The sequence below is a fragment of the Bacillus aquiflavi genome (assembly GCF_019915265.1).
In the GTDB taxonomy this organism is placed as follows: Bacteria; Bacillota; Bacilli; order Bacillales; family Cytobacillaceae; genus Bacillus_BT; species Bacillus_BT aquiflavi.
Genome location: NZ_CP082780.1, coordinates 3,124,576 through 3,149,223, shown reverse-complemented (window position 1 = coordinate 3,149,223; position 24,648 = coordinate 3,124,576). Strand labels below are relative to the sequence as shown.

The 24,648-nt window shown below is 36.6% G+C and carries 25 protein-coding genes and 2 pseudogenes; 26 read left to right on the top strand and 1 reads right to left on the bottom strand.

Going from position 1 to position 24,648, the window contains the following annotated elements; translation table 11 throughout:
• The first annotated feature begins 172 nt into the window (after positions 1-172).
• From rho to K6959_RS15260, 4 genes are all read left to right on the top strand, one after another.
• Positions 173-1,447 (top strand): transcription termination factor Rho, encoded by a 1,275-nt coding sequence (gene rho, locus K6959_RS15275; protein ID WP_163240935.1) that lies wholly within the window; start codon positions 173-175, stop codon positions 1,445-1,447.
• Between the two features lie 222 nt (positions 1,448-1,669).
• Entirely contained in the window at positions 1,670-1,870 is a 201-nt protein-coding gene (gene rpmE / locus K6959_RS15270; RefSeq protein ID WP_163241059.1) for a 50S ribosomal protein L31, read from the top strand.
• Positions 1,871-1,946: 76 nt separating this feature from the next.
• Complete coding sequence (locus tag K6959_RS15265) at positions 1,947-2,543, top strand: thymidine kinase (protein WP_163240937.1); 597 nt, start codon at positions 1,947-1,949, stop codon at positions 2,541-2,543.
• A 110-nt stretch (positions 2,544-2,653) separates the two neighbouring features.
• Positions 2,654-3,091, top strand: coding sequence for a hypothetical protein (locus K6959_RS15260; protein WP_163240939.1), 438 nt, complete (start codon positions 2,654-2,656; stop codon positions 3,089-3,091).
• Between the two features lie 52 nt (positions 3,092-3,143).
• Here K6959_RS15260 and bioB read toward each other — a convergent pair whose 3' ends face one another.
• Complete coding sequence (gene bioB, locus K6959_RS15255) at positions 3,144-4,148, bottom strand: biotin synthase BioB (RefSeq protein WP_163240941.1); 1,005 nt, start codon at positions 4,146-4,148, stop codon at positions 3,144-3,146.
• A gap of 315 nt (positions 4,149-4,463) precedes the next feature.
• Here bioB and prfA point away from each other — a divergent pair, with 315 nt between their 5' ends.
• The 22 genes and pseudogenes from prfA (at position 4,464) to atpG (ending at position 24,506) form a co-directional block, all read left to right on the top strand.
• The gene (gene prfA, locus K6959_RS15250) at positions 4,464-5,537 is read left to right on the top strand and encodes a peptide chain release factor 1 (RefSeq protein WP_223086931.1); all 1,074 of its coding nucleotides are present in this window, start codon (positions 4,464-4,466) and stop codon (positions 5,535-5,537) included.
• Complete coding sequence (prmC, locus tag K6959_RS15245) at positions 5,530-6,426, top strand: peptide chain release factor N(5)-glutamine methyltransferase (RefSeq protein ID WP_163241062.1); 897 nt, start codon at positions 5,530-5,532, stop codon at positions 6,424-6,426. Before prfA ends, prmC begins: the two co-directional genes overlap by 8 nt.
• 376 nt (positions 6,427-6,802) lie before the next feature.
• A pseudogene (locus tag K6959_RS19355) lies at positions 6,803-7,035 on the top strand (group II intron reverse transcriptase/maturase); the annotation flags it as partial.
• A 201-nt stretch (positions 7,036-7,236) separates the two neighbouring features.
• A complete protein-coding gene (gene spoIIR, locus K6959_RS20035) occupies positions 7,237-8,226 on the top strand; it encodes a stage II sporulation protein R (protein WP_223086929.1) in 990 nt (329 codons plus the stop codon).
• Between the two features lie 90 nt (positions 8,227-8,316).
• Positions 8,317-8,760 carry a GNAT family N-acetyltransferase gene (locus K6959_RS15235; protein ID WP_163240947.1) on the top strand — a complete coding sequence of 148 codons (444 nt, stop codon included), beginning with the start codon at positions 8,317-8,319 and terminating at the stop codon, positions 8,758-8,760.
• A gap of 214 nt (positions 8,761-8,974) precedes the next feature.
• Entirely contained in the window at positions 8,975-9,997 is a 1,023-nt protein-coding gene (locus tag K6959_RS15230) for an L-threonylcarbamoyladenylate synthase (protein WP_262421805.1), read from the top strand.
• Between the two features lie 182 nt (positions 9,998-10,179).
• A complete protein-coding gene (locus K6959_RS15225) occupies positions 10,180-10,731 on the top strand; it encodes a manganese efflux pump MntP (RefSeq protein ID WP_163240951.1) in 552 nt (183 codons plus the stop codon).
• A 78-nt stretch (positions 10,732-10,809) separates the two neighbouring features.
• Entirely contained in the window at positions 10,810-11,244 is a 435-nt protein-coding gene (locus tag K6959_RS15220; RefSeq protein WP_223086927.1) for a low molecular weight protein arginine phosphatase, read from the top strand.
• Between the two features lie 201 nt (positions 11,245-11,445).
• Complete coding sequence (gene rpiB / locus K6959_RS15215) at positions 11,446-11,889, top strand: ribose 5-phosphate isomerase B (protein ID WP_163240955.1); 444 nt, start codon at positions 11,446-11,448, stop codon at positions 11,887-11,889.
• A gap of 160 nt (positions 11,890-12,049) precedes the next feature.
• A pseudogene (locus tag K6959_RS15210) lies at positions 12,050-12,622 on the top strand (TIGR01440 family protein).
• Positions 12,623-12,777: 155 nt separating this feature from the next.
• On the top strand, positions 12,778-13,029 hold the full coding sequence (locus K6959_RS15205) for a DUF2621 family protein (protein WP_163240959.1): 252 nt from the start codon (positions 12,778-12,780) through the stop codon (positions 13,027-13,029).
• Positions 13,030-13,239: 210 nt separating this feature from the next.
• Positions 13,240-14,481, top strand: coding sequence for a serine hydroxymethyltransferase (gene glyA / locus K6959_RS15200; protein ID WP_163240961.1), 1,242 nt, complete (start codon positions 13,240-13,242; stop codon positions 14,479-14,481).
• Between the two features lie 419 nt (positions 14,482-14,900).
• Positions 14,901-15,530 (top strand): uracil phosphoribosyltransferase, encoded by a 630-nt coding sequence (gene upp, locus K6959_RS15195; protein WP_223086925.1) that lies wholly within the window; start codon positions 14,901-14,903, stop codon positions 15,528-15,530.
• 39 nt (positions 15,531-15,569) lie between these two features.
• Positions 15,570-16,697: a non-hydrolyzing UDP-N-acetylglucosamine 2-epimerase gene (wecB, locus tag K6959_RS15190; protein WP_394373043.1), complete on the top strand. Its 1,128-nt coding sequence runs from the start codon at positions 15,570-15,572 to the stop codon at positions 16,695-16,697.
• Positions 16,698-16,840: 143 nt separating this feature from the next.
• Positions 16,841-19,054: a S8 family serine peptidase gene (locus K6959_RS15185; RefSeq protein WP_163240967.1), complete on the top strand. Its 2,214-nt coding sequence runs from the start codon at positions 16,841-16,843 to the stop codon at positions 19,052-19,054.
• Between the two features lie 453 nt (positions 19,055-19,507).
• Entirely contained in the window at positions 19,508-19,897 is a 390-nt protein-coding gene (locus K6959_RS15180; protein ID WP_163240969.1) for an ATP synthase subunit I, read from the top strand.
• A 5-nt stretch (positions 19,898-19,902) separates the two neighbouring features.
• Positions 19,903-20,613, top strand: a complete 711-nt coding sequence (atpB, locus tag K6959_RS15175; protein WP_163240971.1) for a F0F1 ATP synthase subunit A — start codon at positions 19,903-19,905, stop codon at positions 20,611-20,613.
• Positions 20,614-20,687: 74 nt separating this feature from the next.
• Positions 20,688-20,900 carry a F0F1 ATP synthase subunit C gene (gene atpE, locus K6959_RS15170; protein WP_163240973.1) on the top strand — a complete coding sequence of 71 codons (213 nt, stop codon included), beginning with the start codon at positions 20,688-20,690 and terminating at the stop codon, positions 20,898-20,900.
• Between the two features lie 130 nt (positions 20,901-21,030).
• Entirely contained in the window at positions 21,031-21,543 is a 513-nt protein-coding gene (gene atpF, locus K6959_RS15165; protein ID WP_163240975.1) for a F0F1 ATP synthase subunit B, read from the top strand.
• Positions 21,540-22,076, top strand: a complete 537-nt coding sequence (locus tag K6959_RS15160; protein WP_163240977.1) for a F0F1 ATP synthase subunit delta — start codon at positions 21,540-21,542, stop codon at positions 22,074-22,076. The genes atpF and K6959_RS15160 overlap by 4 nt, the downstream gene beginning before the upstream one ends.
• A gap of 25 nt (positions 22,077-22,101) precedes the next feature.
• A complete protein-coding gene (atpA, locus tag K6959_RS15155) occupies positions 22,102-23,610 on the top strand; it encodes a F0F1 ATP synthase subunit alpha (RefSeq protein ID WP_163240979.1) in 1,509 nt (502 codons plus the stop codon).
• A 38-nt stretch (positions 23,611-23,648) separates the two neighbouring features.
• On the top strand, positions 23,649-24,506 hold the full coding sequence (atpG, locus tag K6959_RS15150) for an ATP synthase F1 subunit gamma (protein ID WP_223086922.1): 858 nt from the start codon (positions 23,649-23,651) through the stop codon (positions 24,504-24,506).
• Positions 24,507-24,648 lie beyond the last annotated feature (142 nt).

Sequence of the window (24,648 nt, the reverse complement as noted above, 5' to 3'; positions counted from 1 at the left end):
ATAGAAGTTGTTTTTTATAAATTATAGATATGCTGCTTTTACAAAAATCACTTCTCATGCTTCAAGAAGCCTTCAACTATTTTGTTTCCCTTTTCCGTTTATATCTGTTTTTATATGTAAATGAAGCAATTATATAGGGAATAATAGAATTTTATTAAAGTGTGGTGTCAAAATGGAACTGACTATTTCAAGTCTAGAAAATATGAAATTAAAGGAATTGTACGAGCATGCCCGTAAATATAAAGTTTCATATTACAGTAAACTGACAAAAAAAGAATTAATTTTTGCAATCTTAAAGGCTCGAGCTGAGCAAGAGGGCTACTTTTTTATGGAAGGTGTCCTTGAAATTATTCAATCTGAAGGTTTTGGATTCTTGCGTCCGATTAATTACTCACCGAGCTCAGAGGATATTTATATATCCGCATCACAAATTCGCAGATTTGACTTACGAAACGGTGATAAAGTATCTGGAAAGGTTCGTCCTCCAAAAGAAAATGAGCGTTATTATGGACTTTTACATGTTGAGGCTGTAAATGGAGATGATCCAGAATCTGCGAAAGAAAGAGTTCACTTTCCTGCGCTAACTCCTTTATATCCAAATCGTCAAATGATTTTAGAAACATCGAATCGAAATTTATCAACGCGCATTATGGATCTCATTACCCCCGTCGGTTTTGGTCAACGCGGATTAATTGTTGCCCCTCCAAAAGCTGGGAAAACGATGCTTTTAAAGTCAATAGCTAATAGTATTACTACAAATCACCCTGAGGCAGAATTAATTGTATTATTAATTGATGAACGACCTGAAGAGGTAACGGACATAGAACGATCTGTAGCAGGTGATGTCGTCAGCTCTACGTTTGATGAAGTCCCAGAAAATCATATAAAAGTAGCTGAGCTTGTTCTTGAACGAGCGATGCGCCTTGTTGAACATAAGCGAGACGTCGTCATTTTAATGGATAGTATTACTCGTTTGGCGAGAGCTTATAACTTAGTTATACCTCCAAGCGGTCGTACCCTTTCAGGAGGAATTGATCCAGCAGCGTTTCACCGGCCAAAACGCTTCTTTGGGGCTGCCAGGAATATTGAAGAGGGCGGTAGTTTAACTATTTTAGCAACAGCATTAGTTGATACAGGATCAAGAATGGACGATGTTATTTATGAAGAATTTAAAGGAACGGGTAATCTTGAGCTTCACCTTGATCGTGCTTTAGCCGAAAGGAGAATTTTCCCAGCTATAGATATTCGCCGATCTGGAACAAGGAAAGAGGAACTTCTTATTAAGAAAGAACATCTTGAGAAATTATGGGCAATTCGCAAGGTGATGTCAGATACTCCAGATTTTGCAGAAAAGTTTTTAAGAAAATTAAGGCAAACAAAATCAAATGAAGAGTTTTATGAACTTCTTGGTGAAGAGCTGAAGGGAAATAGCGCAATAAAACGTTAGTATTAGGGGGAAAATCCCATATTGCAAAACAAATTTCACCTTGTTATAATAACGACAGTGTGTTTAAAAAAATTTCAACTATCATCAGTAACCAATACTCTCACACTGATAGATAGTTACAGTTGTTCAAGTTCTTAAAGAACGAGAAATAACTGCGATATATTGTATCGCACGACATAACTCTGTTTCGGAATGACTCAGGGCGAAAAGGAGATGAGAAAGATGAAAGCTGGTATTCATCCAGAATACAGAAAAGTTAAAGTGAAATGTGCTTGTGGGAACGAATTTGAAAGCGGTTCTGTAATTAACGAGGTGCGTGTTGAGATTTGTTCTGCATGCCACCCGTTTTATACTGGTCGTCAAAAATTTGCTGATGCAGGCGGACGAGTTGATCGTTTTAATAAAAAATACGGCCTTAAGTAATCGACGGTTAAAACAGGCAAGAGAGAACATTCCTTGCCTGTTTTTTGTTTTAAAACGGATGGAAGGAGAGGCCGTCATGTACGTAATGAAGCAAAGCGGATGGATTGAAGTTATATGTGGCAGCATGTTTTCAGGTAAATCGGAAGAGCTTATTCGCAGAGTGAGGCGAGCTCAGTTTGCTAAGCAGCAAATTGCTGTTTTTAAGCCGGAAATTGATAATCGATACAGTAATGAACAAGTGATCTCTCATAATGGTTCATCCGTGATGGCTATATCGATCAATAAAGCAAATGAAATTTTTAAACATATACACGCAAATATGGACGTCATTGCGATTGATGAAGTACAATTTTTTGATGAAGAAATTGTCGCAGTTATTCAACAGCTTGCAAATAGTGGTTATCGGGTAATCGCGGCTGGTTTAGATCAAGATTTTCGCGGAGAACCTTTTGGACAAGTTCCACAATTAATGGCGATTGCTGAGCTTGTAACGAAATTACAAGCGGTATGTGCCGTATGCGGTTCACCAGCAAGCCGTACTCAACGTTTAATTGATGGCAAGCCTGCATCTTATGATGAACCAATTATTTTAGTTGGTGCTTCTGAATCATATGAACCGCGCTGTCGTCATCATCATGAAGTTCCTAAGTCAGCTACACAAAAATTAGAGTAATGTCACTTGCATCTATTTTGGTGCAGGTGACATTTTTTTAATTGGACAAATTTGGCCGGAACAAACCCACCTCTTAAAGGACAACCTATCGTTAGGGAGGTGAGCAAAGTTTGAACATAGTAAAACTAATTATTGGAATATTCACAATGCTATTAATATCAGCATGTGCCCAAAATGTTGACACGGCATATCAAACAAATGATGACAATGGAACAAGGTTAAATGCAAATCGAAATGCGCGGGTAGTTAAAGACGATGCAAATATTGATCGTGCTTCTAGCCAAAATCCTAATTTTATTAATATTGCTGGAAATGGGCGCAGTACTGGTCAAGATATTGATAAAGCTCGACAAGTTATTAAATCATCAACTAAATATCAGCCTGGAGAAGTATGGATAAATGGGCCGAATATGTGGGTGACAGTTTATCAAAAAGAAAAGCTAAGTCAAAAGGAAAAAATTCATGCAGAAGCTAGAGTGCACAAAATTTTAACAAGAGCCCTTCCACGGTATAATATTGAGGTAAAAGTAAGAGAGGATCGAACATAAAATCTAGTCGGTTCATCTCAAAGATGAGATGAATCGACTAGATGAAATTTTTCTAGAGGCTCAATTCAAACGATTCTTCATAAGGATTTTCCTCAATTTCAAATCCAAGATCTTCAATCATTTTATAATCATTATTAGCTTCTTGACCTGCAGTGGTTAAATAATCCCCGACAAAAATAGAATTAGCAATAAACAGACCAAAACTTTGTAATGTGCGTAAATTATATTCGCGTCCGCCTGAAATTCGAATTTCCTTTTTCGGGTTTACAAATCGAAACATGGCAAGTATTTTTAAGCATTGAATAGGAGTTAATTGATCCATGTTTTCTAACTTTGTTCCTTTGATCGGATGTAAGAAATTAACTGGAATTGAATCTGCATCTAATTCTTTTAATGCAAATGCCATTTCGACAATATCATCTTTAGTTTCTCCCATACCACAAATCACGCCTGAACATGGTGAAATACCTGCATTTTTCAATATTTCAACAGTATTAACTCGATCTTCATAGCGATGTGTAGTTGTAATTTCATGATGGTGGTTCGCACTTGTGTTTAAATTATGGTTAAAGCGATCAACACCAGCGTCTTTCAAAAGCTCAGCCTGTTCCTCATTTACAAGACCTAAGCATGCACAAATTTTTAAATTTTCTACTTCATTTTTTATATCTTTAACTGCATCGACAACTGTATTCACCTCATTATCAGTGGGCTTCCGTCCACTCATTACGATACAGTATGTACCAATACGATTTTTTTTGGCTGCTTTCGCACCTTCTAAAATTGTTTGTTTACTTACGAGAGGATAGCGGTCAATCTCACCTTTTGCATTGATGGATTGTGAACAGTAACCGCAATCTTCTGGACAAAGTCCACTTTTTGCATTAATAATTAAATTTAGTTTTACCTTTTTTCCATAATATTTTCTTCTAATAGCGTAAGCAGCATCAACTAAATTGAGAATACTATCATCTTTAGCGTTAAGAATATGTAACGCTTCCTCCTTAGTCAATTCATAACCGTCTATCACCTTTGAAGCTAATTCATTCCAATTCATAAAAAGTCTCCCTCCACACTATATGTTAACTATATTTAAATAAGGTTTACAAATAATTATAGAACATCCAAACTAAAAAAAGAATATAAAAGGTAAAAAATCTTTTGAAAATGTTGAACTTTCTTGATTACGAATCTTTTTTTGTTCAATATTAACTTTGAGGTATAAAATTTTTTCAACATAGACTAGAGTGCAGAGAATGGTGGAAGCTAAATGCTGGTTGGAAGATGATTCATATGAATCCTACATGATTGAAGTTTTGTTTTATCTATAATATAATTGTAATGTTATGGAGAAAAAAAGAGGTGAATTACCATGTTTGATCGACTTCAAGCGGTTGAAGACCGTTATGAGAAATTAAATGAGTTGCTAAGTGATCCTGAAATCATAAACGATCCTGAAAAACTGCGTGAATATTCTAAAGAGCAGTCTGATATAGATGAAACAGTACAAACATATCGAGAGTATAAAGAAATTTGCCAACAATACGAAGATGCAAAGGCAATGCTCGATGAGAAGCTTGATGCAGAAATGCGGGAAATGGTCAAAGAAGAGCTTGATGAGCTAGGAGAAAGCAAGGAAGCTTTAGAAGCTCGTTTAAAAATCTTACTTATCCCAAAAGACCCTAATGACGATAAAAACGTTATTATGGAAATACGAGGTGCAGCTGGTGGAGAAGAAGCAGCCCTTTTTGCCGGCAATCTTTATCGAATGTATAGCCGTTACGCAGAAGCAAAAGGGTGGAAAACAGAGGTAATAGAAGCTCATTCCACTGGACTTGGGGGCTATAAAGAAATCATTTTTATGATTAATGGTAAAGGTCGTTATTCAAAATTAAAGTTTGAAAACGGTGCCCATCGTGTACAGCGCGTTCCGGAAACCGAATCAGGAGGAAGAATTCATACATCTACAGCTACGGTTGCATGTTTGCCAGAAGCAGAAGATGTAGAAGTAGATGTTCATGAGAAAGATATTCGTGTTGATACATTTGCCTCAAGTGGACCAGGTGGACAAAGCGTAAATACAACGATGTCGGCAGTTAGACTGACACATTTGCCGACTGGAATTGTTGTTTCATGTCAAGATGAGAAGTCACAGATTAAAAATAAAGAGAAGGCAATGAAGGTTTTGCGTGCTCGAATTTATGATAAATTTCAACAAGAAGCTCAAGCAGAATACGATCAACAAAGGAAATCGGCAGTAGGTTCTGGTGATCGATCCGAGCGAATTCGTACGTACAATTTCCCGCAGAACCGTGTGACTGATCATCGCATCGGATTAACCATTCAAAAGCTGGATCAAATTCTAGAAGGGAAACTGGATGAAATTATTGATGCGCTTGTTTTAGAGGACCAATCAAGGAAATTGGAAAATGAAAACAATGGGTAACATAAAGAAAATATACGAAGCCTTAAACTGGGCTTCTTCTTTTTTAATACAGTCCGGACGTGATAAAAATGCAGGAGAGTTGTTACTCTGTCATTTTACAGGAATGGAACGTGCTCAATTACTAGCCAACTTACAAAGTGAAATGGAAGAAGATATATTGAGAGCGTTTGAAGATGCTATTTATCGCCATATTGAAGGTGTTCCTGTTCAATATTTAATTGGTAAAGAAGAGTTTTATGGAAGAACATTTATTGTAAACAAAGAAGTTCTTATTCCTAGACCTGAAACAGAGGAACTTGTACTTGGAACTATACAGCGGATTGAGCGTTTTTTTTCTCAAAGAAAGCAACTTAAGCTTGCCGACATTGGAACAGGAAGCGGAGCAATTGCCATTACGTTAAAGCTAGAGAATCCGTTTCTTGATATTTCGGCAACAGATATATCCGTAAAATCAATAGAAGTAGCAAAAAAGAATTCGGTTCGTTTAGGGGCAGATATTCAGTTTATTATCGGAAATTTGTTAAGTCCATTTATTGAACAAAAAAGGACACTTGATGTTGTGATCTCTAATCCGCCTTATATTCCTGAAAAAGATATTGAAATATTATCTCCTACAGTAAAAGACTATGAACCACATCAGGCATTGTTTGCTGGGTCAGATGGTCTGCAATTTTATAAAAGGTTTATGAATGAGTTACCAGCAGTTCTAAGTGAAAAGGCTCTCGTTGGTTTCGAAGTCGGAGCTGGACAAGCAATAACTGTTGCAAATTTATTTAAAAAAACTTTTCCAGTAGCAAACGTAGAAATTGTTAATGATATTAATGGTAAAGATCGCTTTGTTTTTGCAGAAATAATGAAGGGGTTTATAAAAAGTCAATATTTGAATTAATTTCTCCAAACTGGTTGAAAGCGCATGTCAACAGTTTAAGACCTTGAACATATGATTCGAGGTCTTTTTGGTGCGCCCGGCAAGCGCATGAACTATAGGGTGCAAGTCCCAAACCCCGAAGACAGAAGTAGAGGTTAGCCAAGAGCAAGGGTGTCCGTGGTGACATGGAATCTGAAGGAAGCTGGAGGCAAAACACCGATCCGAGGAACACGAATCTCATACAAGGTTAGATATGATTGAGTGAGTTTGCCAAACAAAATAAAGCTCTTTCTGCCGAAGGCCATATCAAGTAAATGAGGCGGATAGATGGTGTGAAAGTGCATGCGCTTACCCGGGGAGTTCTGACAGAAACGTGAAGTTCTGTTCATAACCTAGTTGGATTAAACGAAGATCGAGAATGTGTCTATGGAAGAATTGGAAGAATCCTCGGACAAGGATCAGAAACCTCACTTGCTTAAAGATTCCATACGGAAAAGCGAATACCCGGAAAGGGTACTGGCGTATTTCAAAAAGCCCCATATTATACAGTATCTTCGGCATTCCTACTGGGAAAGCCAAGGACTGAAAAGTCTGCAAGTTCGTTACGAAACTTTGCGTTATTCATCTTAATTGAACCGCAGTATACGGAACCCTACGTACGGTGGTGTGAGAGGGACGGAAAGTTATTTAACTTTTCTCTTTACTCGATTAAAATTACAAATTTATGCAGATGATGGATAGATAAAAAGTTACATTCAATCTTTTTAATTTTAATAGTTTAGGATACTTATACCTTGTCCATACTGTTGTAGTGAAGGGGCGGTGCTAAAAATGAAACAAAAAACAATTGCATGGAGTTATTTAATTATATTATCAATAGGAACAATTTTAAATTTATATATACCTAAAGCAGAGGTGGTGGCAAATGATGTCACCATTATTCCACAGGAGGCAATTCGACTGCGGATTTTAGCAAATAGTGATTCTAGCGATGATCAACAATTAAAACGATCTGTTCGGGATGCGGTCAATAAAGAAATAACAGAATGGGTTGCTGATTTAACGTCAATAGAAGATGCGAGAGAATTAATTAAGTCGCGATTACCTGAAATACAAAAAATTGCTGAAGTAGTAGTCAAAAAAGAGGGTGTTTCTCAAACTGTTGATGTTGATTTTGGTAAAGTTCAATTTCCAACAAAGCTTTATGGACAGTTTTTATATCCAGCGGGAGAGTATGAAGCGATTCTTATTACACTTGGAAACGGAGAAGGAGCAAATTGGTGGTGTGTTTTATATCCGCCTTTATGCTTTCTTGATTTCTCAAACGGTGTTGCCGTGAGTGACGGTTTTGAAGGGGAAAGTAATAAAGAAGATAATATTAAAGAAACAATTGAAAATGAAGCATCTAGCCAGTATAAACAAGTAGAAACTGATAGAAAAACCGAAGTAATTTCTGAAGAAAAAAATGAAAAAAAAGTGGAAGCGATCTCTAAGGGGGAGACTAGTAAAACGGTAGAAACAAATTCTAAAGAAGAGACTAATAAGCCAGGAGAATCAATCTCTAAAGAAGAGACTAATAACACAGAGGAGGTAATCTCTAAAAATGAAACCGACAAAACGGTAGAAGCGCTTGCCGAAGAAACGAGTACGAAAGTGACGCTTAATGAAGGTGAAACGATTAAAGAAATAGATGATAAAGTTAATGAACATCCTGTAAAGGAGACTGAAAATGTCGAAACGGTTCCCCTATACGTTGAAAATGATGAAGAACCTATTAAAGTTAAGTTTTTCATAAAAGAATTATGGGAAAAGATATTTTAATAGTGAAAAAAATTTATAAATTATTTGTTCTACTTTGCCTACTCTTTCATATTCATAGAAATAGAATAGAGGAAGTTGAGGTGGAGGAATATGCAAACTGTATTACGTCGAGCAAATAAATGTGATTTACCGAAACTAATAGATTTTCTTGACCGTGCTAACATTGGTACAGAAGGGATTACAAGTTCTGTTGATTATTTTGTTTTAATGGAAGATGTTAATTGTAACATAAAAACAACATTAGGAATTGAACCTCTTGGAGAAATTGGTGTACTTCGATCGCTCGTACTTACACCTGGAACGAGTGAGGAAGAGTTACTCGCTTTATTCGAACAGATCTTGCATTTAGCGAAAGAGAAAGAAATGAAAGAAATTTATTTAGCTTCGAATAAACAAGAGACAGTACCTTTTTTGGAAATGCTCGGTTTTTCCTATACGGGTATGAAAGAGTTACCAAAAAAAATTTTTGAGTCTGAACATGTCTCTCACCTTTTAACTGTGGATGATTTGTTTTTTATGAAATTATTCATATGAATTGTGGATATAACACCAAAGTTATCCACTAAAACAATAAACTTATTCACAATTTGTGGACAAGACTTGTGTTCACGACTTTCTTCTTTTATACTTTCAACGTAATCTTTAATAAAATGCTTAAGATTACACAGAAAGTATATTTTTTTGAAGTTTAAGAACGGAAGTGGATAAAAATGAACACAAAAAAAGTTAATTAATAGTGGATAAAAATGTGGATAATTTAGAAAGTTGTCCACAAATTACACAAGCAGCTGAGCTTTTACAGAAAAATGAAGTTGTCGCGTTACCTACTGAAACAGTTTATGGTTTAGCTGGAAATGCGAATGATGATAAAGCGATCGTTAAAATTTTTTCGGCAAAGGGAAGACCGGCTGATAACCCATTAATTATTCATATTGGGGATTTCGATCAGCTCAATGATATCGTCAGTGAAGTTTCAAATGAGGCGAAAAAATTGATGAAAGCTTTTTGGCCTGGGCCGCTGACGCTTGTTTTAAAGAAAAAATTTGGCACACTTTCAAATCGGGCCACTGCAGGACTTTCAACAGTCGCTGTTAGAATGCCTAATCATCCTATTGCTCTTGCCATTATAAAAAAGTGTAAGCTTCCTATTGCAGCTCCAAGTGCAAATCAATCAGGAAAACCTAGTCCAACAACGGCAAAACACGTTTATGCTGATTTAGCAGGAAAGATATCTGCAATTGTAGACGGTGGTCCAACTAATGTAGGTGTGGAATCAACAGTTGTTGACTGTACAGAAAACCCGCCGATTATTTTACGACCTGGTGGGATTACAAAAGAACAGCTTGAAGAAGTCATTAAAACTGTTGCGATTGATCAAGCCTTAATTGATAAGGGGGCCGCTCCAAAATCTCCTGGGATGAAATATCGTCATTATGCTCCTAATGCCCCGTTTTTTTTAGTTGAGGGAAGCCGTAGTTTTCTGCAGCAACTTGCAGACGAGAAACGAGCTGCCGGATTAAGGATCGGTATATTAACAACAGAAGAATATAAAGACGAGTACGAGGCGGATGTTGTGTTAGCATGTGGCGAAAGACGCAATCTTGAGTCAGTTGCAAGTCATTTATATGAAACGCTTAGAACTTTTAATGATCTACAAGTAGATATAATATATGGAGAAGTTTTTCCACCCATTGGTGTAGGACAAGCAATTATGAATCGCCTTTCAAAAGCAGCAGGAAATCAACTTATTAAAGAAATAAATGAGAGCTAATTTTATTTTCCTTATCATTTTCTTGTCTTTAGACTGAAGTAAAAATCCAAAATAATTATTTGTGAGAGCTGATTATGCTCTCTTTTTGCATTTGTTTGTAAACGTGACCAAGTAAATAATTCCTTCTAAAAAATTCTGTAAATGCATATGCTTGAATGATGCTAGTCCAAGGAGGAAAACTCATGACAGAAGTAATTGAGGAATTATTTACTTTACTTTTAATCGCCTTTGCTTTAGGAATGGATGCTTTTTCAGTCAGCTTAGGTATGGGGTTGTTTAAATTACGTCTGCTCCAAATTTTTAAAATTGGCATTACGATAGGTTTTTTTCATATTTGGATGCCTCTTTTAGGGATAGTACTTGGTAAGTATTTATCGGAATATTTTGGGGTAGTTGCAACATATATCGGCGGAGCACTGCTAGTAATTCTCGGAGTCCAGATGCTGTTATCAAGTTTTAGTTCTAATAAAAATAATGTGATGAAACCTATTGGTTTCGGGCTGTTTATATTTGGCTTTATTGTTAGCTTGGATAGTTTTTCAGTTGGGCTAACTTTTGGAATTTATGGTGCGCGAATTATGTTAGTCATTATTAGTTTCGGAGTAGCTACTACAATTTTGACTTGGACTGGTTTAATTTTAGGACGGAAGGTTCAAGGCTTCCTTGGAGATTATAGTCAAGCGTTTGGAGGCAGCATTATGCTTATCTTTGGATTGAAGCTACTCATTTGGTAATGTTACGGATATATATCCCCTCTATTTTGAATTAAGCTTTTTTAGCTTATAATAGATAGAAAGGGGGACGACCAATAAATGATCAGAATTTTGTTTGTTTGCACAGGAAATACTTGTCGCAGTCCGATGGCAGAAGCCATTTTAAAAAGCAAAAAAATAAACGGAATTGAAGTGAGATCAGCTGGTGTTTTTGCTGTTGAAGGCAATCAATCATCACAAAATACAAAGGCTGTATTATTAGAAAACAACATTGACCATTTACATCAATCGGCACTATTAACAGAAAAACAAATAGAATGGGCGACACATATTTTAACAATGACAGCTGGTCATAAATCCGCTATAATGAATCATTTTCCTCAAGCTGTTAAAAAAAATTTTACATTGAAAGAATTTGTCGGAGAAGAAGGCGATATTATTGACCCATTCGGGGGATCAATTGAAGTGTATAGATCTACATTTACAGAATTAAATGATTATATTGGAAAAATAGTGAGCAAGTTACAGAAATAATACTTTTTTAAAAAATGATCAAAGAGTTCACACTGATTTGAAAACACATGTTAGTTCGAGACGTTGAATGCAGGGGCGTTCATACGTCCTTATAACGAAATATTGATGTAAGAGTTTAGATTGCTCTACTTTATATTTTCATGTCACTATGTCAAAATAAGTTTTACATATGGATTAAATTCCTTTAGGAGGTTATGACAGATGATGGTTGCAATTGGATCAGATCATGGAGGAGTAAATATTCGTGAAGAGATAAAGAAGCTGATGGACGAAATGGGAATTGAATATAAAGATTTTGGCTGCGAATGTGGCACGTCTGTAGACTATCCTGACTATGCATTACCTGTTGCAGAGAAAGTAGCATCAGGTGAATTTGATAAAGGCATTCTTATTTGTGGAACTGGAATTGGAATGAGTATTGCTGCAAATAAAGTAAACGGAATTCGTTGTGCTTTAGTTCATGATGTATTTAGTGCAAAGGCAACACGTGAACATAATGACAGTAATATTTTAGCGATGGGCGAGCGGGTGATTGGTCCAGGATTGGCAAGAGAAATTGCAAAGGTTTGGTTAACAACAGATTATGAAGGCGGCCGCCATGAGCGTCGTGTTGGAAAAATTTCTGAGTATGAAAGTAAACGTTGAGAAGTTACCTTAATGGCAGAAATATTTTTATTCAGCTGACCAACAAACTATAGTTAATTGTATATGGGTATAAGCTATCCTGCGTTTATGATTTGCGTAAAAGTTTACTTCAACTATCTCAGGCAATTGAAGGTACACTTTTATGAAAAGGGTTGATTTCATGGATAAGAAAATAAGCAATCTAGAGCAACAATTTGCTGAAATATTAGCAGATTTTTAAAAAGAGGCTAATTTAGCAAGCCATCATCTTCTTGTTATCGGCTGCAGTACAAGTGAAGTAATTGGAGAAAAGATTGGGACTGCAGGTACAATTGATGTGGCTAAGATGATTTATCAGGAACTAAAGAAATTTCAAAAGAAAACGGGTGTACAGCTTGCATTTCAGTGTTGCGAGCATTTAAATCGGGCACTCGTTGTTGAGCGAACAACGGCTAAAGAAAAAATGTTAGAAGAGGTATCTGTTATTCCAGCTCGAACTGCGGGAGGAGCAATGGCGACGCATGCGTTCCGGCATTTTCATGATCCAGTCGTTGTTGAGTTTGTAAAAGCTGATGCAGGTATTGACATTGGTGATACGCTTATTGGGATGCATTTAAAGCATGTTGCAGTACCTGTAAGGATTAAGCAAAAATCTCTTGGAGCTGCACATATTACTTTAGCAAAAACTAGACCGAAGCTAATTGGGGGCGAGCGGGCTGTTTATAAAAGTGATTCACAAAGCTGCAGTTTTTAAGCTATTTACCTATGCCCTTCAAAAAAACAGTTTGATTTTTACAAAGTCAATTTAATGAATTATTCATTTTAAATTTATTTTTACACTGTTAATGTTGCAAATTATGTAACTGTTTGCTTTAATGACAACAGAACTGTTTGAAAGGAGCAATAAGAATGGAATGGCAACAAGATGCAAAAGAATTACTGGATGAGTTATTGAAGCCAATTCCTGTATTTGCACGTCCAATGGCAAAGAAGGGGATTGAGAAAAGCATTTTAGCTTCTGCTGAAGGAAAAGAAGCGGTTACAAAAGATGATGTTGTTCGTGGGTATATTGCTGCATCCTCAGGAAATATGAGGGAGAAAGCAATTAAAATGTTAAAAGTTAAAGGGTTTGACGTTTCTGAATATGAAAATACCCTTTAATGAATTTGGCTTCATCCAAAGGAGGATGAAGCCGTTTCCATTATTTTAATTAATATTATTTAACAGCATTAGTTATAAGTAAAAATTTACCCAACTTCCTTTTATAAATAAAAACATGATAGAATATTAGTGAATTTTTCTAACAATCGGCGGTTGGATATATACATATGAACGGCGTGCTGATAATAAGAAATCGTAAGGAGGATATTGATGAAATATTTACAACAGCAAGATCAACTAGTGTTCCAATCAATTCAAGATGAACTAAAACGTCAACGGAATAATATCGAATTAATTGCATCTGAGAACTTTGTTAGTGAAGCGGTAATGGAAGCACAAGGTTCAGTACTAACAAATAAATATGCTGAAGGTTATCCAGGAAGACGTTATTACGGAGGCTGTGAGTATGTTGATGTAGTCGAGGATTTAGCACGTGATCGCGCAAAAGAAATCTTTGGTGCTGAGCACGTAAACGTTCAGCCACACTCAGGAGCTCAAGCGAATATGGCAGTATATTTTACCATTTTAGAGCATGGAGATACTGTACTTGGAATGAACTTATCGCATGGTGGTCATTTAACACATGGTAGCCCCGTAAACTTTAGTGGAATTCAGTATAATTTCGTTGAATATGGTGTAGATAAAGAAACTCATACAATTAATTATGATGATGTTCTTGAAAAAGCACGTGAACATCAGCCAAAACTAATTGTTGCAGGTGCAAGTGCATATCCTCGTGTAATTGACTTTAAAAGATTCCGTGAAATTGCTGATGAGGTAGGGGCCTATTTAATGGTAGATATGGCTCACATTGCAGGACTCGTCGCAGCAGGCTTGCATCCTAATCCTGTTCCATATGCAGATTTTGTCACAACAACAACTCACAAGACATTACGTGGGCCAAGAGGCGGAATGATTTTATGTAAAAAAGAGTTTGCAAAGAAAATTGACAAATCTATTTTTCCTGGCATACAAGGCGGTCCGCTAATGCATGTTATTGCTGCTAAAGCTGTTGCATTAGGCGAAGCACTTCAAGGGTCATTTAAAGAATATGCACAACATATTATTGATAATGCACAACGTTTAGCTGAAGGTCTAAAAAAGGAAGGTTTAGATCTCGTTTCTGATGGAACAGACAATCATCTTTTATTATTAGATCTTCGCTCCTTACGGATAACTGGTAAGGTAGCAGAAGCTGTTCTTGATAAAGTTGGTATTACTGTCAATAAGAATACTATACCATATGATCCAGAAAGCCCATTTGTAACAAGTGGTATCCGAATTGGAACTGCTGCTGTTACTTCACGCGGCTTTGGATTAGAGGATATGGATGAAATTGCTTCAATCATTGCATTAACATTGATTAATCATGAAGATGAAGGCAAGCTTGAAGAAGCAAGTAATCGTGTGGCAGCTTTAACAGAGAAGTTCAGTCTATATCCTGATCGTTAAGAGTAAAAAGGGGGTGTCCAATAAGTCGATTTTCGACTATTGAACGCCCCTTTTTATGTTCAAGAATGCTGATTCTTGATTTTCAATTTTAACTATATTAGTCCTTTGGGGGCAACCTCTTTTAACTCTAGAGAACATATCGTTAGAAGGATCTTTTTAGTATAGTTGAATAAGAACTGCAGTAGTTTAGCAGCGCCTTTTTATTAACTAAAATGACGATTCCTTTACAATTTTTCAACATTGTTGCTGATTGATTCTTTTTTCTGTAAAATGATACGAAGTGTGTTGTTCGCTTTTTAAATTCCTTTATGTTGTTATAACGAATAATTAGGGGAGAATTTCTATAACTGAAAGGCGTGTGAGTCAGCGGTTCCACACAAGAAAACAACGATATTTAATTATTAAAAGGAGAGATTTCAATGGCAAAAGTATATGTATTCGATCATCCGCTTATTCAGCATAAGCTTACATACATCCGTGATAAAAAAAAGGGAACAAAAGAATTCCGCGAACTTGTTGATGAAGTGGCGACGCTAATGGCATTTGAAATTACTCGGGATATGCCGTTAAGGGAAGTGGAAATTGAAACTCCTGTAAGTAAAGCAAAATCAAAAATATTATCAGGCAAAAAAATCGGCATTATTCCTATTTTACGGGCTGGTTTAGGAATGGTAGAAGGTATTTTAAAATTAATCCCCGCAGCGAAGGTTGGTCATATCGGGCTTTATCGTGATCCTGACACATTAAAACCAGTTGAATATTATGTAAAGCTGCCTAATGATGTTGAAGAAAGAGATTTTATCGTTATCGATCCGATGCTTGCAACAGGAGGATCAGCTGTGGAAGCAATCCATTCTTTAAAGAAGCGCGGTGCTAAACATATTAAATTTATGTGTCTTGTTGCAGCTCCGAATGGTGTAGAGGCAGTTAAGGAGGCACATCCTGACGTGGATATTTTTATTGCAGCCCTTGATGAAAAGCTAAATGAACATGGTTATATTGTTCCGGGACTTGGAGATGCAGGTGACCGCCTTTTTGGTACAAAATAATAAGGGGGATAATTAACAGTGAATGCGCCTATTAAGGTAATGACCATTTTTGGAACAAGGCCAGAAGCAATTAAGATGGCTCCGCTTGTACTTGAATTAAAAAATCGCCCAGAGCACTTTGAATCAATTGTAACAGTAACAGCTCAGCATCGAGAAATGCTTGATCAAGTACTAAATATTTTTAACATTATTCCTGACTATGATCTAAATATTATGAAAGACCGCCAAACATTAATTGATGTTACAACTAGGGGTTTAGAAGGATTGGACAAAGTGATGAAGGAAGTAACGCCTGATATCGTTTTAGTTCATGGTGATACAACGACAACTTTTATTGCTTCGCTTGCTGCTTTTTACAATCAAATTGTAATTGGCCATGTCGAAGCTGGATTACGTACTTGGAATAAGTATTCTCCATTTCCTGAGGAAATGAATCGACAATTAACCGGGGTATTAGCAGATCTTCATTTCTCTCCAACTAGAAAATCAGCTGACAACCTTCTGAAGGAAAGCAAGGAGCAAAAAAGTATTTTTATTACTGGAAATACCGCAATTGATGCATTAAAGACAACAGTTAAGAAAGAATACGATCATGAAGTATTACGTAAAATAGGAAAAGATCGATTAATTTTATTAACAGCCCATCGCCGTGAAAACTTAGGTGACCCGATGAGAAGTATGTTTAGAGCGGTGAAAAAAAATGTTGAAGAACAGAAAGATGTCCAAGTTGTTTATCCAGTTCATTTGAATCCAGCTGTTAGGGAGATAGCAAACGATATTCTTGGAAATGACCCTCGTATTCATTTAATTGAACCGCTCGATGTTATCGATTTCCATAATTTCGCTGCAAATGCTTATCTCATTTTAACTGATTCAGGCGGTGTTCAAGAGGAAGCACCTTCGTTGGGTGTTCCCGTACTCGTTTTACGTGATACTACTGAACGCCCTGAAGGAATTGAAGCAGGTACATTAAAGTTAGCTGGTAATAAGGAGCAAGAAATTTATCAGTTAACAACTGAATTATTAACAGATAAAAGAGCTTATGAAAAGATGGCTAAAGCTGTTAATCCGTATGGTGACGGCAATGCTTCAAAACGAATCGCTGATGCAATTCTTTACTATTACAATAAAACAGGAAATCGTCCAAAGGAATTTAATATTGAATAAAATAACGATGCTCCTCTTCTATCATTTATAGTAATTGATAGAAGAAGAGCTTTTTTTACATTTAAAGTCAACACCTTAATAAATTGTTACATGCATACTCCTACTTAAGTTGGAAAAAATGAAAAAAGTAGGGGGAGTGGCTAATGGTTCGAAAATACTTTATTTTTACTCTTTTTTTCCTTCAAATATCAAGTATTGCTTTTGCTTATCCATCGATTCCAGAAGAATCACCTCATGATTTCAAAACAGTCATTGTTATATTACAAGAAAATATGTCGGAAGATGAGATAAAGAAGTTAGTGAAGGAATTTCCTGATTTACAGCTTCGTTTTGTGTTTCAACATGCCTTAAACGGATTTTCAGTGAGAGGAAAGTTACATTCAATTGAAAAATTAAAATCAATGTACAAAGTACAGTCTGTCTCACCTGTAATAAAATATAAAGCAACAACTCCTAGAAATGTTGATATAATAGGCGGTAATGATATTAGAGGATATTTTGATCATAACAAGCTTCGCTTAACTGGAAAAGGTGTTACTGTAGGTGTTATTGATACAGGAATTGACTATAATCATCCAGACTTACGCCGAAATTTTAATGGTGGAAAAGATTTAATTGATCATGATGATGATCCGATGGAAACGATAAATAATGGGAAAAACAATACAGTGCACGGTACACATGTAGCAGGCGTGATTGCTGCAAATGGTAAAATTAGAGGGGTAGCTCCCGATGCGCAAATCATTGCTTATAGGGCATTGGGCCCAGGAGGGACTGGGACAACTGAACAAATTATTGCAGCGATAGAAGCGGCAATTAAGGATAAAGTCGACATTTTAAATCTTTCATTAGGGAACAGTGTTAATGGTCCTGACTTACCGATTAGTTTAGCGCTTAATCATGCGGTAGAAAAAGGGATTACAGCAGTAACATCAAATGGAAACTCCGGTCCGCATCTTTGGACAGTCGGTTCACCAGGTACTGCTTCTAAAGCAATATCAGTCGGTGCCTCAACTCCACCTATGCACATTCCTTATTTAAAAGCTGGAGATATGTCAAATATGAGGCTTGAGCCGCTACAAGGCTCTTTAAATTGGAGCTTAGATCGTTCATACGAAATTGTTGATGGCGGATTAGGAACGAGAAAAGAACTAAAAAATGTAAAAGGAAAACTTGTTTTAATAAAAAGGGGAAAAATTACCTTTACTGAAAAAGCAAAAAATGCTCATGAAGCTGGGGCAATTGCAACAATCATATACAACAATACGAAAGGAAATTTTATCGGGAATTTAGAAGAAGATGTTGAAATACCTGTAGCTTCTTTATCAAAGGAAGAAGGAGAACGATTACAAGAAAGGTTAAAGAAACAGCAGACTTTTGCTGCAACTTTTCTGAAAGAAGAAAAGGATTATCTAGCGGATTTTAGTTCTAGAGGCCCAGTGACAGTTTCGTGGGAAATTAAACCCGATATAGTTGCACCAGGGGTTGCAATAAATAGTACTGTTCCAGAAGGGTATTTATCACTTCAAGGTACAAGTATGGCATCTCCTCATGTAGCAGGGGCAGCTGCATTAATAAAACAAGCTCATCCTGATTGGCGTCCAGAGCAAATTAAAGCAGCATTAATGCATACTGCAAAGCCGATTAAAAGAAGGGATGGGACGCCTTACCGAACATTTGAACAAGGGGCAGGAAGAATCCGGATTGTTGAAGCAATTCAGTCAGAGACACTCATATACCCTCCATCTATTCAGTTTGGAAAATTTAAATATTCAGGTAAGAAACAGCGTCAAAAAATATATGTTACCGTTGAAAATGTTAGTGAAAAAAGAAAAAACTATTCCTTTACTATTCCAAAATCAACAAAAGGATTATATTGGAAACTCCCAAAGGCCTTTACATTACAGCCTAATGAAAAGAGAAAATTAGCGATAGAGCTTGAAGTACAGCCAGCTAGTACGAAAGAGAAAATATTTGATGGTGTCTTGATTTTAACTGAAGGAATAAATAACATCCGTATCCCGTATATTTATGTTGTTGAGGAGCCTGATTATCCGAGAGTGATGGGCTTTGAATTTGAAATGGGAGATGGGGACGAATCGTATAGATATGAAGTATATTTACCTGGCGGAGCTGAGGAGTTTGGGATTGCTCTTTTTGACCCAGACCATTATCAATTTCTTGATTTTTTAGATTGGGAACGGAATGTCGGAAAAGGACTTTTAGAAAAACAAATTGCTACCAACCAACTTCCAAAAGAGGGGACATATCTCGTAAAAGTATTTGCGAAAAAAGCAGGCCAAGAAGATACCGTAGAGCAAATTATTCATATTGAAAAACCAATAAAAAACCATTAATGAATATAAAACACAATTGAAGATAAAATGCAATAATATTATGGGATAAAGAATGAATTTTTTGTGAACTTGCCAAAAAATACTCGACAATAATGTGAACTTTTTCACTGCAATTCATTGACATTAAAAGGGGGCTATTGTATGCTATTCAAGGGAATAAGATGATTATGTTATCAATTTTTTTACCATGTAAATATAACCATAATTTTATTGTAAATATACCTGTCTAAGATCCAGTTGTTTAGGCGGGGTATGTTTATATGCTTAAAAAAAGACGTTATTAATTTAAGACGTTACTAATTTAAAGCGATAACATATATGTCCTATGATTTAAGTAGGTTGCCTATTTTCTGTTCAATCTAGCTTTTATCATATTCGGATTATTTTAAAGATTGACGGACTTTTTAAGTATTGTTCGTTAAGTCCGTTATTCTTTTTAGGAGTTAAACAACGATGCCGGAATTGCAAGAATTATATGGAAGACTTCGAAAATATATGTTTTACTTCCTGTCTATTTATGTACTCGGCTGGGGGTTTACGGATTACCAATCTATCTTTTTAGGACTCATCCTTGGTACAAGCCTAAGTTTTTTTAATTTGTGGTTATTAGTTAGCAAAACAACTCGTTTTGGAGAAGCAGTGGCAAATAGCCAAAAAGTTCGATCGCTTGGAATGTTAACGCGAATGGCAGTCGCAGTTTTAGGAGTTATGGTTGTTATATGGTATCCTCATATGTTTCATTGGATTAGCTTCGTTTTGGGATTAATGACATATTACATCGTCATTATGATAGATTTTTTTCTTCAGACTATTCGAACACGTAAACAACGGGAAGAGAGGTGAATGTCGTGGGCCATAAAGACCCTATATACGAGTTTTTAGGACTTAGTTTTAATCTTTCTAACGTTTTGATGATTACAGTTACTAGTGTCATTGTCTTCATCATTGCAGTAATCGGAACCAGAACATTAGCAATGAAGCCAACTGGTATGCAAAATTTCATGGAATGGATAGTTGATTTTGTAAAAGGAATTATTAACAATTCAATGGACTGGAAAACAGGCGGACGTTTTCTTATGCTTGGTTTAACACTCATTATGTATGTATTTGTAGCCAATATGTTAGGACTTCCTTTTGCATTTGTCGTTGACGATGAATTATGGTGGAAATCACCAACTGCTGATCCGGTCGTAACGCTATCATTAGCTGTTATGGTTGTCGGTTTATCACATTATTATGGTGTAAAAATGAAGGGAATGAAAGAATACGGTCGTGATTATTTCAGACCTGTTGGATTCATGTTCCCATTTAAGATTATTGAGGAATTTGCAAATACGCTCAGCCTTGGTCTCCGTCTTTACGGTAACCTTTATGCGGGTGAGGTTCTTCTCGGTTTACTAGCTGGATTAGGAACTAGCAGTGTTTTCGGCGCTGTTGGTGCTGTCCTTCCTATGATGGCATGGCAAGGATTTAGTATGTTTGTAGGGGCAATCCAAGCATTTATTTTTACATTATTAACAATGGTTTATATCTCACATAAAGTGAGTTCAGACCATTAATATATAACCTGTTCATAACATGAACAAAAATGATTATTCAATAATTTTTAATACATTAAAGGAGGAAATTTAGAATGGGTGCTTTAGCAGCAGCAATTGCAATTGGACTAGCTGGATTAGGTGCTGGTCTAGGTAACGGTATGATCGTTTCAAAAACAGTAGAAGGAATGGCTCGTCAACCAGAAGCACGTGGTATGTTACAAACAACTATGTTTATCGGGATTGCATTCGTAGAGGCGATTCCAATCATGGGCGCAGTTATTGCATTTATGGTACAAGGAAGATAATCTTCGATAAAAAAAAGTTCAAAAAGGCGAAGATCATTCATTAGAACCTTCGCCATTCCTTTATGTAGCAATAAAAGCGAATTACTCGTGAATAAATAAGTGAACGACTCTTGAAGGGAGTGAACCTATCTTGTTAACAAACGGTTTTGTACTAGCGTCTGCCTGGACACCTGGAGACGCAATTTACCAGCTGATTACGATTCTTATTTTATTAGCGTTGCTAAAAAAGTTCGCTTGGGGTCCGTTATTAAACGTAATGAAGCAGCGCGAAGATCATATAGCTAATGAAATTGATGCTGCAGAAAAAAGCCGTCTGGAAGCAAATAAATTTTTAGAAGAACAGCGCAAGCTTTTGAAAGAAGCTCGACATGAAGCTCAAGCATTAATTGAAAATGCGAAAAAACAAGGTGAAGTTCAACGTGAAGACATTATTTCAGCATCACGTGCCGAAGGTGAGCGGATGATTGAATCTGCTAAACTTCAAATTGAACAACAAAAAGAACAAGCAGTTGCAGCAATTCGTGAACAAGTGGCTTCCTTATCTGTGTTAATCGCTTCAAAAGTTATTGAGAAGGAATTGAGTATTGAAGATCAAGAAAAGCTCATTAACGACTATATCCAAGAGGCGGTTGAAAAGCGATGAGTAACTCGACAGTAGCAAAGCGTTATGCGATCGCTCTTTTTGAATTAGCAAAAGAACATAAGATTATAGAGCAAGTGGAAGAAGAGCTTCGTGTAGTCCAGCGTGTGTTTGAAAAGGAATTAAACTTAATGACTATATTAAAATCTCCGAAGCTTCCAATTAACAAAAAGAAGGAGATTTTAAAGATTGCTTTTGCTAATGTAAATCCTTTTGTGCTAAACACGCTCATGATTTTGGTTGAACGTCATCGTGAAGATCAAATAACTAGTGTTGTTTATCATTTTATTGAGCTTGCACATGATAAGAAAGGTATTGCAGAAGCAATAGCATATAGTGCTCGTCCGTTAACAGACGAAGAATTAAAAGCATTATCTGCTGCTTTTGCCAAAAAGGTTGGCAAAAAAGCATTACTTATTAATAATGTTGTTGACTCTCAATTGCTCGGTGGAGTAAAGCTCCAAATTGGTAATCGGATATTCGATGGTAGTGTCCGTGGTAAAATTGAGCGTCTTGAACGGCAACTATTAGGCTAAAGATTCGTAGATAGGGGTGAAACTCATGAGCATCAAAGCTGAAGAAATTAGTGCACTGATAAAAAAGCAAATTGAAAACTATCAGTCAGAAATAAAAGTTAGTGATGTAGGTACTGTTATCCAAATTGGGGACGGTATCGCTCTTGCTCATGGCCTCGACAATGTCATGGCTGGTGAGCTTGTTGAATTTTCAAATGGCGTCATGGGAATGGCTCAAAACCTTGAAGAAAATAATGTAGGTATTGTTATTCTCGGTCCATATACAGAAATTCGTGAAGGCGATGAGGTTCGACGTACAGGACGTATTATGGAGGTTCCTGTAGGTGAGGAGTTAATAGGTCGTGTTGTTAATCCGCTAGGACAACCAATTGACGGAATGGGACCAATTAATACAACCAAAGCTCGTCCAATTGAGTATCCTGCTCCCGGAGTAATGGATCGTAAATCTGTTCATGAGCCACTACAGACAGGTATTAAAGCAATCGATGCATTAGTACCAATTGGACGTGGCCAACGGGAATTAATCATCGGTGACCGTCAAACTGGGAAAACGTCTGTAGCAATTGATACAATCCTAAATCAAGCAAATCAAGAGATGATTTGTATTTATGTTGCGATCGGACAAAAAGAATCAACAGTACGAAACGCAGTTGAAACATTACGTAAATACGGAGCATTGGACTACACAATCGTTGTATCTGCCTCTGCTTCTCAGCCGGCTCCTCTTCTTTATTTGGCTCCTTATGCTGGTGTAGCCATGGGTGAGGAATTTATGTATAACGGAAAACACGTGCTTGTTGTTTATGATGACCTTTCAAAACAAGCAGTTGCTTATCGTGAACTTTCTTTATTGTTACGTCGTCCTCCAGGACGGGAAGCATATCCTGGTGATGTTTTCTATTTACACTCTCGTTTATTAGAAAGAGCTGCTAAATTAAGTGATGCAAAAGGCGGCGGATCACTTACTGCACTTCCGTTCGTTGAAACACAAGCAGGGGATATTTCTGCTTATATCCCAACAAACGTTATTTCGATTACAGATGGTCAAATTTTCTTACAGTCAGATTTATTCTTCTCTGGTGTACGACCAGCTATTAACGCAGGATTATCAGTTTCACGTGTTGGTGGCGCAGCTCAAATTAAGGCAATGAAAAAAGTTTCAGGTACGCTTCGTCTTGACTTAGCAGCATACCGTGAACTTGAAGCATTTGCTCAATTTGGTTCTGATTTAGATAAGGCGACCCAAGCAAAACTTGCGCGCGGTGCCCGTACAGTTGAAGTATTAAAACAGGATTTAAATAAACCGATTAAAGTTGAGAAGCAAGTTGCAATTCTTTACGCATTAACACGCGGCTTCTTAGATGATATCCCTGTAGGGGATATACGTCGTTTCGAATTGGAGTTTTATAGCTGGTTAGATCACAACCGTTCTGAGTTATTAGATCAAATTCGTACAACTAAGGCGTTACCATCTGATGAAGATATGAAATCAGCAATTAATGACTTTAAGAAAACGTTCGCAGTTTCTGAATAAAGGTCTTTAGAAACTTTTAAAGAGGGTGGTGAGAGCCTGTGGGATCTTTACGCGACATAAAGTCTCGAATTACGTCTACTAAAAAGACGAGTCAAATTACGAAAGCAATGGAAATGGTTTCTGCTGCGAAGTTAAATCGAGCAGAAAGAAACGCAAAGTCTTTTGTTCCTTATATGGAAAAAATGCAAGAAGTTGTTTCTTCAATTGCAAATGGAAGTAAAGACGTATCTCATCCTATGATGAAATCCCGTCCAATTAAAAAAAATGGTTATTTAGTTATTACTACTGATCGTGGTTTAGCTGGAGCTTTTGACAGCAATGTTTTACGCCACGTTTATAAAACAATTCAAGAACGGCACAAATCTAATGATGAGTATGCGATTATTGCACTCGGTAAAGTCGGACGTGAGTTTTTTGTTAAACGCGGCGCAAATGTCGTTCTAGATATAGTTTCATTACCTGACCATCCGTCTTTTACTGAACTGAAAGATATCGTAAGTAAAACAGTAGGGTTATTTATTGATGGGACATTTGATGAACTATATTTACATTATAATCATTTTGTCAGTGCTATTCAGCATGTTGTAACAGAGAAGAAGCTGTTGCCGCTTACGGATATTTCTTCTTCTAAAAAGCTTACTTCATATGAGTTTGAGCCATCTGCAACTGAGATTTTAGAAGTCCTATTACCACAGTATGCAGAGAGCTTAATATTTGGAGCATTACTTGATAGTAAAGCAAGTGAACATGCTTCTCGAATGACGGCAATGAAAAGTGCTACCGATAATGCAATGGAACGAATTGATTCACTTACTCTTAGTTATAACCGTGCGCGTCAGGCAGCGATTACACAAGAAATTTCAGAAATTGTTGCTGGTGCCGCAGCTTTAGAGTAATGTAAAACAATCCGTCAAAAAATAAAAATTAAACTTACTTACCGTTAAATGAAGTTTTGACCATGGATACTTCGATTAAGTGGGGTACAAAAAAGAACGAAGAGAATTTTTAGGAATATATTTGTCGTATGATCAGACATGA

Excerpts from the sequence above, each read along its gene's own strand:
- wecB (WP_394373043.1), top strand. The coding sequence starts at position 15,570 with ATGACCATTTTTGGAACAAGGCCAGAAGCAATTAAGATGGCTCCGCTT.
- K6959_RS15220 (WP_223086927.1), top strand. The coding sequence starts at position 10,810 with ATGATCAGAATTTTGTTTGTTTGCACAGGAAATACTTGTCGCAGTCCG.
- rpmE (WP_163241059.1), top strand. The coding sequence starts at position 1,670 with ATGAAAGCTGGTATTCATCCAGAATACAGAAAAGTTAAAGTGAAATGT.
- K6959_RS15235 (WP_163240947.1), top strand. The coding sequence starts at position 8,317 with ATGCAAACTGTATTACGTCGAGCAAATAAATGTGATTTACCGAAACTA.
- K6959_RS15265 (WP_163240937.1), top strand. The coding sequence starts at position 1,947 with ATGTACGTAATGAAGCAAAGCGGATGGATTGAAGTTATATGTGGCAGC.
- prmC (WP_163241062.1), top strand. The coding sequence starts at position 5,530 with ATGGGTAACATAAAGAAAATATACGAAGCCTTAAACTGGGCTTCTTCT.
- spoIIR (WP_223086929.1), top strand. The coding sequence starts at position 7,237 with ATGAAACAAAAAACAATTGCATGGAGTTATTTAATTATATTATCAATA.
- rho (WP_163240935.1), top strand. The coding sequence starts at position 173 with ATGGAACTGACTATTTCAAGTCTAGAAAATATGAAATTAAAGGAATTG.
- atpA (WP_163240979.1), top strand. The coding sequence starts at position 22,102 with ATGAGCATCAAAGCTGAAGAAATTAGTGCACTGATAAAAAAGCAAATT.
- prfA (WP_223086931.1), top strand. The coding sequence starts at position 4,464 with ATGTTTGATCGACTTCAAGCGGTTGAAGACCGTTATGAGAAATTAAAT.
- glyA (WP_163240961.1), top strand. The coding sequence starts at position 13,240 with ATGAAATATTTACAACAGCAAGATCAACTAGTGTTCCAATCAATTCAA.
- atpE (WP_163240973.1), top strand. The coding sequence starts at position 20,688 with ATGGGTGCTTTAGCAGCAGCAATTGCAATTGGACTAGCTGGATTAGGT.
- K6959_RS15180 (WP_163240969.1), top strand. The coding sequence starts at position 19,508 with ATGCCGGAATTGCAAGAATTATATGGAAGACTTCGAAAATATATGTTT.
- K6959_RS15205 (WP_163240959.1), top strand. The coding sequence starts at position 12,778 with ATGGAATGGCAACAAGATGCAAAAGAATTACTGGATGAGTTATTGAAG.
- rpiB (WP_163240955.1), top strand. The coding sequence starts at position 11,446 with ATGATGGTTGCAATTGGATCAGATCATGGAGGAGTAAATATTCGTGAA.
- upp (WP_223086925.1), top strand. The coding sequence starts at position 14,901 with ATGGCAAAAGTATATGTATTCGATCATCCGCTTATTCAGCATAAGCTT.
- K6959_RS15160 (WP_163240977.1), top strand. The coding sequence starts at position 21,540 with ATGAGTAACTCGACAGTAGCAAAGCGTTATGCGATCGCTCTTTTTGAA.
- K6959_RS15185 (WP_163240967.1), top strand. The coding sequence starts at position 16,841 with ATGGTTCGAAAATACTTTATTTTTACTCTTTTTTTCCTTCAAATATCA.
- K6959_RS15225 (WP_163240951.1), top strand. The coding sequence starts at position 10,180 with ATGACAGAAGTAATTGAGGAATTATTTACTTTACTTTTAATCGCCTTT.
- bioB (WP_163240941.1), bottom strand. The coding sequence starts at position 4,148 with ATGAATTGGAATGAATTAGCTTCAAAGGTGATAGACGGTTATGAATTG.